At 71.4% G+C, this 11,213-nt stretch carries 12 protein-coding genes; 7 read left to right on the top strand and 5 right to left on the bottom strand.

Going from position 1 to position 11,213, the window contains the following annotated elements:
- Positions 1-47: 47 nt before the first annotated feature.
- Both AB0C33_RS22340 and AB0C33_RS22335 read left to right on the top strand, forming a co-directional pair.
- Positions 48-1,916, top strand: coding sequence for an ATP-binding protein (locus AB0C33_RS22340; protein WP_358290985.1), 1,869 nt, complete (start codon positions 48-50; stop codon positions 1,914-1,916).
- A 151-nt stretch (positions 1,917-2,067) separates the two neighbouring features.
- Positions 2,068-2,493: an ATP-binding protein gene (locus AB0C33_RS22335; RefSeq protein ID WP_352363279.1), complete on the top strand. Its 426-nt coding sequence runs from the start codon at positions 2,068-2,070 to the stop codon at positions 2,491-2,493.
- Here the strand turns inward: AB0C33_RS22335 and AB0C33_RS22330 are convergent.
- From AB0C33_RS22330 to AB0C33_RS22320, 3 genes are read right to left on the bottom strand one after another with little or no spacing between them, the layout of a single operon-like run.
- Positions 2,490-3,146, bottom strand: a complete 657-nt coding sequence (locus AB0C33_RS22330; protein ID WP_358290983.1) for a YidC/Oxa1 family membrane protein insertase — start codon at positions 3,144-3,146, stop codon at positions 2,490-2,492. The two genes, AB0C33_RS22335 and AB0C33_RS22330, sit on opposite strands and share 4 nt — an antisense overlap.
- Positions 3,147-3,206: 60 nt before the next feature.
- Positions 3,207-3,407 carry a DUF6412 domain-containing protein gene (locus tag AB0C33_RS22325; protein WP_352318263.1) on the bottom strand — a complete coding sequence of 67 codons (201 nt, stop codon included), beginning with the start codon at positions 3,405-3,407 and terminating at the stop codon, positions 3,207-3,209.
- On the bottom strand, positions 3,404-3,577 hold the full coding sequence (locus AB0C33_RS22320) for a hypothetical protein (protein WP_358290981.1): 174 nt from the start codon (positions 3,575-3,577) through the stop codon (positions 3,404-3,406). Before AB0C33_RS22320 ends, AB0C33_RS22325 begins: the two co-directional genes overlap by 4 nt.
- Before the next feature lie 106 nt (positions 3,578-3,683).
- On the opposite strand from AB0C33_RS22320, the gene AB0C33_RS22315 reads away from it, so the two are divergent.
- Both AB0C33_RS22315 and AB0C33_RS22310 read left to right on the top strand, forming a co-directional pair.
- Positions 3,684-4,382 (top strand): response regulator transcription factor, encoded by a 699-nt coding sequence (locus AB0C33_RS22315; protein WP_358290979.1) that lies wholly within the window; start codon positions 3,684-3,686, stop codon positions 4,380-4,382.
- The gene (locus AB0C33_RS22310; RefSeq protein ID WP_358290977.1) at positions 4,379-5,503 is read left to right on the top strand and encodes a HAMP domain-containing sensor histidine kinase; all 1,125 of its coding nucleotides are present in this window, start codon (positions 4,379-4,381) and stop codon (positions 5,501-5,503) included. Before AB0C33_RS22315 ends, AB0C33_RS22310 begins: the two co-directional genes overlap by 4 nt.
- Positions 5,504-5,571: 68 nt before the next feature.
- Here the strand turns inward: AB0C33_RS22310 and AB0C33_RS22305 are convergent, their stop codons facing one another.
- Positions 5,572-5,997: a hypothetical protein gene (locus AB0C33_RS22305; protein ID WP_358290975.1), complete on the bottom strand. Its 426-nt coding sequence runs from the start codon at positions 5,995-5,997 to the stop codon at positions 5,572-5,574.
- Positions 5,998-6,157: 160 nt separating this feature from the next.
- Here AB0C33_RS22305 and AB0C33_RS22300 point away from each other — a divergent pair, with 160 nt between their 5' ends.
- The 3 genes from AB0C33_RS22300 (at position 6,158) to mptB (ending at position 8,969) form a co-directional block, all read left to right on the top strand.
- Positions 6,158-6,505: an STAS domain-containing protein gene (locus AB0C33_RS22300; RefSeq protein ID WP_352318253.1), complete on the top strand. Its 348-nt coding sequence runs from the start codon at positions 6,158-6,160 to the stop codon at positions 6,503-6,505.
- The gene (locus tag AB0C33_RS22295) at positions 6,502-7,233 is read left to right on the top strand and encodes a glycosyltransferase (RefSeq protein ID WP_358290973.1); all 732 of its coding nucleotides are present in this window, start codon (positions 6,502-6,504) and stop codon (positions 7,231-7,233) included. Before AB0C33_RS22300 ends, AB0C33_RS22295 begins: the two co-directional genes overlap by 4 nt.
- A 269-nt stretch (positions 7,234-7,502) precedes the next feature.
- Complete coding sequence (gene mptB, locus AB0C33_RS22290; protein WP_358290971.1) at positions 7,503-8,969, top strand: polyprenol phosphomannose-dependent alpha 1,6 mannosyltransferase MptB; 1,467 nt, start codon at positions 7,503-7,505, stop codon at positions 8,967-8,969.
- Here the strand turns inward: mptB and AB0C33_RS22285 are convergent.
- Complete coding sequence (locus AB0C33_RS22285; RefSeq protein WP_358290969.1) at positions 8,854-11,202, bottom strand: hypothetical protein; 2,349 nt, start codon at positions 11,200-11,202, stop codon at positions 8,854-8,856. The genes mptB and AB0C33_RS22285 overlap by 116 nt on opposite strands.
- Positions 11,203-11,213: the final 11 nt, after the last annotated feature.

Below are 11,213 nucleotides of genomic sequence, written 5' to 3'. Positions count from 1 at the left end.
GGACGGATCGCCCGTCAGACCCACCACGCCACGTGCACTATGGAGGTGTGGGATACGCATGGGTCGGCAGTGACGAGGAGATCGCTCGCGCCGTGCTCGCCGGGTCCCCCAACGCCGTGGTGGCGCTCGACCGCGACCAGAGCGTGCTGGTCTGGAACGCGGCGGCCGAGCACCTGTTCGGCTGGACGGCGGCCGAGATGCTGGGTCGCCGGGCGCCGATCGTCCCCGACGAGCTGGCCGCCGAGCAAAACGCGGTGCTGGAGCGCGTCCGCACCGGGGGCCAGGTGTCGCTGCGCACCAAGCGCGTCCACAAGGACGGCAGGCCGCTCGACCTGCGGGTGGACATCAACGCCCTGCGCATGGGCAACTCCGTGGTCGGCTACGTCCTGGCCCACCATCCCGCGCGGGCCGACGAGGTCGCCGGGCTGCGCATGGAACGCCGGGCCAGGCTGGTGCGCCGGCTCACCGACGTGGTCGGCGACATCAACTCCGAGCTGGAGCTGCCTGCCGTGCTCGACCGCATCTCGGCCAGCCTCACCGAGCTGACGGGCGCGGACGCGGGCGGGTTCGTGCTGATCGAGGGGGAGCGGCTGCGGCTGGTCAGCACGTACCGGCTGCCGGAGACGCTCAGGGGCACCACCACCGGCCTGCGGACGAGCCTGGTGGACAAGCTCTTACGGACGGGCAAGACCGTCATGCTGGAGTCCCAGGGGCTCGGCGACCTGGTCTGGGCCAGGCTCAACGGGCTGCACACGATCGCGCTCGGCCTGGCCGCGGTCGGCGGCCGCCCCTACGGGGCCCTTTACGCGCTGTTCGCCGGGCCCGCCCCCGGCCACCTGGAGCTGGAGCTGCTCGAACTGCTGGCCGGGCACGCCGGCATCGCGGTCGGCAACGCGGTGGCCTACCAGGAGGCGGTGCGGCAGCGGGCGCACGAGCGGGCCGTGTTCGACGCCAGCGCCGACGGCATCGCCGTGCTGGACGACGCCGGCCGGGTCGTGCGCTGGAACCCCGCCGCGGCCGAGCTGACCGCCTTCCCCGCCGAGGCGGTGATCGGCGGCCCGCCGCCGTTCCCGCTGCCCAGCCCCGGCGAGAAGCTCACGTTCCAGATGGAGAACGGGCGCTGGCTGGACGTGGTGAGCGCGCGGATCGAGGAGACCGGCGAGATCGTCATCGACTTCCGCGACGTCACCCAGGCCAAGGAGCTGGAGGAGGCCAAGGACCTCTTCCTGGCCACCACCAGCCACGAGCTGCGCACGCCGATCACGATCGTGCGCGGGTTCGCCGGCACGCTCGACGCGCGCTGGGACAAGATGAGCGACGCGGAACGCCGCTCGGCCGTGCACACGATCGCCGAGCGGGCCGGATCGCTGGGCCAGCTCATGGACCACCTGCTGCTGGGAGCCAGGGCGGGCGCGGACGAGCTGGCCGTGCGGATCGAGGCGTTCGACCTCGCGGCCCGGATCCACGCGGCCACGCTCGGCCTCCCCGTGTTGTCCGACCGCCACCGCGTCGAAGTGCGCATCCCGGACGATTTGCCGCCGGTGCTGGGTGACGCCCTGGCAACCGACATCGTTTTGGGGCAATTGCTGGAGAACGCGTTTAAATATTCCCCAATGGGTGGATTGATCTGTGTTGAAGCTTGGCCCGAAGACGACGGCGTGGTCGTAGTGGTGGATGACGAGGGGGTCGGAATCCCACCGCCTGACCGCGAACGGATCTTTGAGCGCTTCGTCCAGGTGGACAGCGGGGACCGGAGGCGCTTTGGTGGAGTGGGGCTGGGCCTCTACATCGTGCGCAGTCTGGCCAGGGCACAGGGGGGAGAAGTGAGTGCTCAACCGAGGCCCGGAGGGGGTACGAGGATGCGGTTGATCCTGAGGCGCGCTTCCCCTATCCGATCCGACACACCGATGCGGTAACGAGGTGGTCACAGTTGAGCTGATCTATCGTCCAATGTGTACAAGCTGTGATCGAGATGCGGTTTCTGCGATTGGCTAACGGGGCATTTCGGTCGTACCGGGGAGTGTTCCCGCGGGGGGCACAGGGAACGGGGAGGTGGGTGTGTCAAGCGTGGTGCTGCTGCCGTACGCGCCGTCCAGCGTCGCCGTCGCCCGCCAGCGTCTGAGCACTGACCTGCAGGATTGTGGGGTCTACACCGCCGCGATCGACGATGCGGTGCTGGTGGTGAGCGAGTTGCTGAGCAACGCGCTGCGGCACGCGCATCCGCTGCCTTCAGGCATGGTGAGGGTCGCCTGGATGCGTAGCGACGATCACATAGAGGTGGCGGTCAGTGACGGGGGTGCGGCGACGGAGCCGCGGGCGGGCCGCCCGACCCTGTCTTCGCTCGGGGGCCGGGGGCTGGGGATCGTCGAATACGTGGCTGAGAGCTGGGGGGTTCGTCACGACGGTGACACGACGACGGTGTGGGCCATCCTGCCCGCACCCAACGGGGCGGCGGTGAACGGGCAGGTCGCGGCCCTGAAGGAGGCCGGCTAGGCGGTCCTGGCCGCCAGTACGGCCCGTTCGGTGACGGCCCACGCCGTGGAGACCAGGAGGTACAGGCCGGCCGCCAGGGGGAGCACGAGCACGGCCAGCGCGGAGCCGTACGGCAACAGCGGCATGACCTTGCGCAGCAACTCAGGCTGCTCCTTCGACACCTTGATCGAGCGTGCCGACAGCCATGCCAGCAGCACGAGCCCCGCGATCACGACGACAAAGACCGAAACCGGCCAACTGATCAGACCGAAATTGGCCACCACACCCGCGAGCTGCTGGCCCAGTGGCGCCCCGAACAGAGTGTGACCGGCCAGTGCCGTCGGGTGCGTGGCCACCCTGAACATCAGCCACAGGAACGGCAATTGCGCCAGCATCGGCAAGATCCCCGCGAACGGCGACGTGCCCTCCCGGGCGTACAGAGCGGTCAGCTCCTTGGACAGCCGCTCGGGATCGCGCCCATGGCGCTTGCGCAGCTCCTGCAACTTGGGCGCGAGCCGCTGCCGGACCTGGCCGGCCCGCGCCTGCCGGACGTTGAGCGGCAGCAGGATTAGGCGTACGGCGAGGGTGAACAGCACGATGGCGAGCGCGGCATGGCCGCCGGACACGCCGATGACGAACGTGACAAGTGAATCGATCATGAGCCCTTCAGACATGACGACGGATCAGGGCTCACACATGACGATGAGCCCCGCTTTGACGGAAGCGGGGCTCGCCTAGGGCGCTCGTGGACGCGGGCGTCCGGCCGCGTCGGGATCGCGCAGCCGCTGGAAGGCCGTGCGGCGCGCGTAGGTCAGCGGGAAGCCGGGAGACTCACCGCCGAGGACGGGCGGCAACGTGGCCGCCCACGTGGCCAGCAGGAGGATCGCCATCATGGTGATCCCCACCAGCCACGGATCGAACAGAAGCGACGTCACTGCGACGAACGGGACTTACCGACGACGGTGACGGTGATGAAGACGATCAGGCCGACGACCCCGACGATCAGGGCGAACTTGAACAGACCTGCCAGCAGGGGCAGGAGGAAGTTGAACAGCACGAAGAGACCGAGAAGGGTCCCTAAAACGAGCATCACGACTCTACTCATGAGGCCACCGTACGTCCTGCGAGCATGATCCGCGAGGCTTACGAACCTGTGACGTCCATGTCCGCCACCATGTCCGCCACGTGGGGCTCAGCCGTACGGTGAGACGGTGAACACCCGCATCCTGGTGGTCGACGACGATCCGACCGTGTCCGAGGTCGTGGCGCGCTATCTGGAGCGCGACGGGCACGAGGTGGAGTGCGTGGGCGACGGCGCCGAGGCGCTGCGCAGGGCCCTGGCCGACCCGCCCGACCTCATGGTGCTCGACCTGATGCTGCCCAGGATCGACGGGCTCCAGGTGTGCAGGAAGCTCAGGGAGCGGTGGCCGGTCCCGGTGATCATGCTGACCGCGCTCGGCGAGGAGATCGACCGGGTGGTGGGCCTGGAGACCGGGGCCGACGACTACGTGACGAAGCCGTTCAGCCCCCGGGAGCTGGCCTTGCGCGTGCAGTCGGTGCTGCGCCGGGCGCGGGGGGCGTCGGTCACGGCCGGCACCGGCGTGCTGCGCGACGGCGACCTCGTCGTGGACGTCGGCGCCCACGAGGTGCGGCTCGGCGGCGCGCAGGTGATGCTGACGGCCAGGGAGTTCGACCTGCTGGCCTACCTCATGCGCAACCCGCGCCAGGCGTTCAGCCGGTCGGCGCTGCTCGACCAGGTGTGGGGATGGTCGTTCGGCGACTCCTCGACCGTGACCGTGCACGTGCGGCGGTTGCGGGAGAAGGTCGAGGCGGACCCGACCGAGCCGCGGCGGATCGTCACGGTCTGGGGTGTCGGCTACCGGTACGAGCCGCAGGAGAGCGCGGGGTGACGCCTCCCGATCCCATGGTGTCGATGAGCGAGCTGCCCATGGTCGTGGCCGTCTCGGCGGGGCTGGGGCTGCTGGTCGCCGCCGCCGGCGTATGGGCCATGGGACGGCTGCGGACCAGGTCGATCGGGGTGATGCTGGCCGTCGTGGTGGTGGTCGCCGTGGCGGCGACGCTGGCGGGCGTGGTCGCCATCACCATGAAGATGATCATCGAGGGGGCGGTCAAGGACTTCGTGCTCAGCGTGGTCGCGGTGGGCGGCCTGGTGGGGCTCGGGGTCGCGTTCGTGCTGGCCAGGCGGGTGGTGGGGGAGAGCAGGCGGCTGGTGGCGGCCGTGCGCGACGTGCCGTTCAGGGCGCCGCTGGGGTTGCCGGCCGAGCTCCAGGAGATCGCGAGCACCCTTGAGGAGGCGTACGCGCGGGAACGCGCGCTCGAAGGCGCGCGCCGGGAACTGGTCGCCTGGGTGAGCCACGACCTGCGCACGCCGCTCGCCGGCCTGCGGGCCATGGCCGAGGCTCTGGAGGACGGGGTGGTGGCCGACCACGAGACGGTCGCGCGCTACCACGGCCAGATCAAGCTGGAGGTCGAACGGCTCTCGGCCATGGTGGACGACCTGTTCGAGCTGTCGCGCATCCACGCGGGCGCGTTGCGGCTCTCGCGGGCCAGGATCGGGCTCGCCGACCTCGTCGCGGACACGCTGGCCGGGGTCGAGCCGCTGGCCAGGGCCAAGGGGGTGGTGCTCACGGCGGAGGCGGCGGGGGCCGTGCCCGTGGAGGCCGACGCGGCGGCGCTGGGCCGGGCCCTGCGGAACCTGGTCGTCAACGCCATCCGGCACACGCCGTCGGAACGGGCCGTGGTGCTGCGGGCGGGGGTGGACGAGCAGGGGATGGCCTGCCTCTCGGTGGCCGACGGTTGCGGGGGGATTCCCGAGGAGGATCTGCCTCGGGTGTTCGAGGTGGCGTTCCGGGGGGAGGCCGCGCGTACGCCCACCGCCGACGGCGGCGCCGGGCTCGGGCTGGCGATCGCCCAGGGGATCGTCGAGGCGCATGATGGGATGATCGGGGTGGTCAACGAAGGACCGGGGTGCCGGTTCGAGATCCGGTTGCCCCTGGTGTCCGGAAGTTGACGTTCCCGCACGGTGTCCTGCCTCGATCTTCCGCTGTGGTCTCGCTTCCTCGATCGTGGTCGCCCGGGTCAGGCGGGTTCGGGGAGCGCGGTGTCGCGTTGCCCGAACGACTCCGACATCGCCCGGAACGTCGGGCAGGGCCAGCGCCACATGCAGCTCCGGCACCGCAGGATCGGGTTGGCGGTGTCGCTCGTGATGCCACCCGCGTCACGCGGCTGGTGCAGGTCGAGCAGCCGCAGCCCGAGCTCGGCGAACCTGAGCAGGTCGGCGCGGGAGCCGGCCAGGAAGTCGAGGTCTTCGCTCGCCAGCCTGGTGCGGATCGGGACGTAGCCCTCGTGGTTCAGCAGACTGCGCAGGCGCGCTGCTTCGTCATGCCATGACGTGGCCTTTTCTGTGCGGATGAGGATGGTCTCCAGACGTTCCCGGAGCCCCTGACGCTGTGGATCTTCAGGTTTCTCTGCATTCATCGATACGAGGCCCATGGGGCGGGCCACAGCCCCTCCTTCTCCATGAAGCGTTGCCGGTTCCGGTGTCACGCTGTCAAGCTTCGCGTACTCTCCGTTTTGATGGAGCCCAAACGGAGGACAAAAACCTGTCGTTCCCCTCTCGGCGTGACAACGTGACCGGAAGCCTCCGCGCCGCTAGCCTGCCCATGTGGAGCTCAAGGTCTCGACTCGATCACATGCCGGGTGCGCACTCGTTGCCATCACCGGAGAAATCGACCTCTATACGGCGCCTCACCTGCAGGCCGAGTTCACTCGGCTGCTGCAGGACGAGCCCAGCCGGGTGGTCATCGACATGTCCGCCGTGGATTTCTGCGACTCCACGGGGATGAACGTGCTGCTCTCGGCGCTCAAGCGCATGAAAGAGCGGGGAGGTGTGCTGGAGGTGGCCGCGCCGCGTCCGGCCGTCCGCAAGATCCTGCAGGTGACGGGGCTCGTCTCGGTGTTCACCGTGCATGACGAGCTGCCGCAGGAGTTCCTCATCACCGAGGGATCATGACGCAGGCTGACACGGCCGTCGTCATTCCCGCGGTGAACGAGGGCGACCGCATCGCCGCCACCGTCGCCGCGGCGGCCGGCCTGCCGGGCGTCGATCTCGTCGTGGTCGTCGACGACGGCTCGCACGACCGCACCGGCAAGGTGGCGCGGGCGGCGGGCGCGCGGGTGGTCCGCCACAGCCGCAACCGCGGCAAGGCCGCGGCCATGGAGACGGGCGCTGAGGCCGTACGCCTCCTCGACGAGGACCGTACCCCTCGCCACCTGCTCTTCCTCGACGCCGACCTGGGTGACACGGCGAGCGCCGCGGCGCCGCTGGTGGAGCCCGTGCGCGAGGGCAAGGCCGACATGACGATCGCGCTGTTCAGCACGCGGGTGAAGCTCGGCGGCCATGGGTTAGTCGTGCGCGTGTCCAAAGACGGCATCCGCCGCGCCACCGGCTTCGAGGCCGCCCAGCCGCTCAACGGCCAGCGTTGCCTGACCCGAGCCGCCTTCGAGGCCGCCCGGCCGCTGGCGCACGGGTTCGGCGTGGAGACGGCGCTCACCATCGACCTGCTGCGCAAGGGGTTCAGGGTCGTCGAGGTCGAGGTGGAGATGTCCCACCGCGCCACCGGCAACGACTGGCGGGCTCAGCTGCACCGCGCCCGGCAGTTGCGGGACGTCGCTCTGGCTCTGGCGAGCCGGGAGCCGGTGGTCGTCGAAAATCTCGGCAAACTCCTTCCTAAGCGGTGATTTCGTGCTCCGGGTTATCCACAGGCGTGGATGATCTGGGGCTGGGGCCGTGACGAGTGTGCTGGAATTTGCGGGTGACTTCGGAGAGACGCCGCAAACAGGCACAAGCCCCACCCTTCCGGGTGGCATCGCTGCGGCTTCCGTGGTCTGCCGCCGACCGGCGCCGGTTCCCGGCGGGCGGGGGCGGGGTCGTCGCGTGGGGTGGGCGGCCGGTGTTCGCCCGGGCCTCGGCCGGTGGGCGCGCGGCGGCGCCTCGGCCGGGGCGGCTCTTGGACGCCGTTCGAGCGCGGCTCGCGGTTCCCGGGCTGGTGATGATCGCGGTCTCGGTGCTCCTGACGATCACGATCGGGTTGCTCGGGCCCTCTCCCATGGTTCCCGCGCTGGGCGGGCCGGGGTGGCAGCCGCCGTACTGGCTGGATGCCCGTCCTGATCCTTATGCGGTGCTCGTCCTGGCCGCGGCGGCTCTGCTCGTCGGCGGGGCCGGGCTGCTGGCGGCGCTGGCCGCCGGGCCGCGTCCCGGGCTGCGGGTCCGGCCGCTGGTGCTGCTCGGTTGTCTCGCCGCGGGGGTGCTCGCGTTCCTGCCTCCCTCGGGCTCCGGCGATCACCTCAACTACGCCGTGTACGGCCGGATGGTCACGCTGGGGCTCAACCCCTACACGCACGGCGCCGTCGACCTGCCGGGCGATCCCATCGCCGACGCGGTCGAGCGGCCGTGGCGCGAGGAACCCAGCGTCTACGGGCCCGTCGCCACCGCTCTGCAGGCGCTGGCGAGCTGGATCGGCGGCGACTCGCTCCGGTTGACCATCTTCGTGCTGGCGGTGTTCAACGCCGCCGCCTTCGTCGCCACGGCCCTGCTGATCGACCGCTTCACCAGGGACGACCCCGCCCGGCGGCTGCGGGCCGCCCTGTTGTGGGCGGTCAATCCGCTCCTGCTCTACCACCTGGTCGCGGGCATGCACGCCGACACCCTGGCCATCGCCTGCATGGTGGCCGCGCTGCTGGCCAGGGCACGTCCGGTCGCGTCGGGGGTGCTGCTCGGGCTCGGGGTGGCGACGAAGCTCAACGCGGGGCTGGTGGCGCTGGGGCCCGCGTGGGAGCTGCGCCGCCGTCCTGGGCGGCTCGCCGTCATGGCGGCCGGCGCGCTGGCCGTGGTGGTCGTCGGCTACGCGGTCGTCGGGCCCGAGGCGATCACACCGGTGACGACCACCAGCAAGGCGATCTCGCACGCCTCGTTCTGGAAGCTGGTGCAGGGGGGGCTCTGGGCCCTGGTGGGCACCGGGCGCGCGTATCGGGGCGAGATCCAGGTGGGCGCGCTGGTGGTGCTCGCGCTCGTCGCCTGGTCGTTGCTCCGGCTGGCGTCCCGGCGGTCCGCCTTCCGCGAGGGGGCCTCCGGAGGGCTGGAGGCGCCGGTCGTGGCGGCGGCGCTCGTCGTGGCCTACCTGTTCGCCACGCCGTACATCCTGCCCTGGTACGACGGGCTGGCGTTCGGCATGCTCGCTCTGGTGGGAGCCTCGGCCGTCGACGGGTTCATGGTCGCCCACCTGCTGGTCCTGTCCCTGGCCTACCTGCCCGCCCGGGTCGACGGGCAGCCGCGGGGCGTCGAATGGCTCAGTGGCGTCCTCAGGCCTCAGATCGCGTGGGCGCTGCTGGCGTTGACCGTTCTGCTGGTGGTGTGGGCGTGGCGAGCTGGAGGGCCCGTACGCAGGCCGCGAGCGTCAGCGGCACCGCCACCGTGAGCGCCATGGCCGGGATGGCGATGCCCGAGTCGTTCATCAGGAAGCCGATGAAGGCGCAGGTGAGCGTCCCGAACAGGCCGGCCCTGAGCGGCGGGGCCAGCGTGTACGCCTGACCCAGCGCCGAGGCCCCCCAGCGCGACGGGCGAGCCAGCACCAGGAACAGGAAGGCCAGCGCGACCAGCGAGAGCAGGGTCAGCGGCCAGTTGCCCACGGTCACGCCGATCATGGCCCCGAACTTGCGTCCGACGACGGTCCACGCCTGGCCGTCGATGATCTGCTGCACGAACGCGCCGAGGTGCGTGCGCCTGTCGGCCGGGCGCATCCAGTCGAAGACCGAGATGGCGGCGATCAGCGCGACCGCGCCCACCCCCACGAGCAGGAGTTTCACCACCGACACCCGCCTGCCGGACAGCAGGATGAGGAAGACCGCCACCCCGATCACGAACGCCGGGACACCGCCGAAGTCGGCGCCCCACGAGGGCGAACCGTCCGCGAAGACGGCGAAGGCGCCGTACAGGCCGCACAGCGCCACGACCACCGTCCTGGAGACGCCCCTGCCGAGCAGCCAATGCGCCACCCCGGCCAGGCCGAGCACCGTGCCGGTGGCGTAGACGGCGAAGGCGATGTTGCTGAAGCCGTAGAACCGTCCTCCGGTGACGGGTTCGTAGCCGGTCACGGCGTTGACCTGGAGGGCCGAGCCGGTCATCACGTCGATCAGGAGGGCGAGCGAGGTGACGGCCGCGACCACGGTGAGCGGGCCGAGCACGTGCGCACGCCAGGGGCCGGCGAACGCGAGGCCGGTGACCAGGGCGGCGATGGCCAGGATCGTCACGATCACCGAGACCATCGGCATCGGCAGGCTCCACCACGGCACGAGCTGGGCCAGGAACGTGGAGACGGCGATGGCGCCGCTGACCGTCGCCACCACCTGGATGGCGGCCAGCAGCTTCGAGGCGTCGGCCGGGTCGCCGCCCGCAGCCGAGGCAGGGTGGCCGTTCGCCTGGGGAGCGCCCGGCACGGCGGCGGTCGCCGTGGGCGTGCGGTCGGCCGACGAGCCGGCGGCGTCGGACGCGGGCAGGGCCTGCCGGGCACGGGAGGAGCGGCGGCGGCGCAGCGCCAGGGCGGCCAGGGCGTAGAAGAGCAGCTGGACGCTCACCAGGACGGTGAAGAAGGGCCCGCGTACGTCCCGGAGCACCTGGCTGGCCAGGTCGCCGTCGGCCAGTCGGGTCACTGTGGCGGCGGCCGGCGCGGAGGCGTCGCCGTCGGGCTGCCAGGCGCGGCCGACCACGTCGCGAGGGGCGGTCAGGCCCAGGAGCTGGATGGCGGTGGCGGTGAGGTCGGTGATGGTGACCAGGCCGTCCTGGCGGGTGGAGGAGGCGGTGAGAGAGCCACCCCGCGGGTACGGCTGCCCGCTCGGGGACGGTCCCGTGGCGAGGGCCGCGTGCAGGTGGGCGTTCGGGCTGAGGTCGGAGATGCCGGCGAGCAGGACGGTGGTGTTCTGGGGCACTTTGCCGATCAGGCCGGCGATCTGCTGGTCCGCCCTGGTTGCGGCGGCTCGGCGTTCGGCGGCCGGGAGCGAGACCGGGATTCCGTGATCGTCGAGGGGGCCGCGGGCCCAGGCGGTGGTGAGGTCGGCGGCTTCGAAGACGATCAGGTTGTAGGGGGTCAGGTCGTTCAGGGCGTCGAGGGTGGGGGCGTATTTGGTGATTTTTCCGGTCTTGTCGGCGGCGGCGAGGGCGGCGCCGGGGCCGATCGCCGCCACCTTGCCTCCGCCGTCCGCCACCAACTGGCCGAGCGTGCCGATCTGGGCTGCGTAGCCGGTGTCGGCCTGGAAGGCCACCAGCTCCCGCCACCCGGGGACGGTGGCGCCCTCCCCGGCGGCCTGGGGAGGCGTCGCGGCGGGGCAGCCCTGTCCGGGGGTGCCGGCGCGCTGACCGGCGGAGACGGTCAGCCAGCCGGCCATGGGGCAGGTGAGGCCACGGTCCTTGGGCGGGACGGCGCGGGTGGACAGTGACGCCGAGCTGCCCTGGGCGACGAGCTTCCACAGGGTCGGCGTGCCCGACTCGCTGAAGTCACTCCACTGGAGGCCGGGGACGCCGACCACGACGACCCGCCCCCCTGCCGGCCCGCCTTGCCCCGGGACGCCGTTGCCCGAGGCCGCCGCGGCGCTCCCCTGGGCGGCGGCGGCCGTGCCGGGGAGGAGGAGGGCGGCGATCAGGAGGCCGAGGAGCACCGTGATGAGAT

The sequence above is a fragment of the Nonomuraea sp. NPDC048881 genome, from assembly GCF_040649795.1.
GTDB lineage: Bacteria > Actinomycetota > Actinomycetes > Streptosporangiales > Streptosporangiaceae > Nonomuraea.
Note: the sequence above shows the minus strand (reverse complement) of the source record. Positions and strands in the feature narration are given on the sequence as shown.

What these genes read in the sequence shown, in the direction of transcription:
- AB0C33_RS22320 (WP_358290981.1), bottom strand. Translation starts at nt 3,577, where the DNA reads ATGAGTAGAGTCGTGATGCTCGTTTTAGGGACCCTTCTCGGTCTCTTC.
- AB0C33_RS22330 (WP_358290983.1), bottom strand. Translation starts at nt 3,146, where the DNA reads ATGTCTGAAGGGCTCATGATCGATTCACTTGTCACGTTCGTCATCGGC.
- AB0C33_RS22295 (WP_358290973.1), top strand. Translation starts at nt 6,502, where the DNA reads ATGACGCAGGCTGACACGGCCGTCGTCATTCCCGCGGTGAACGAGGGC.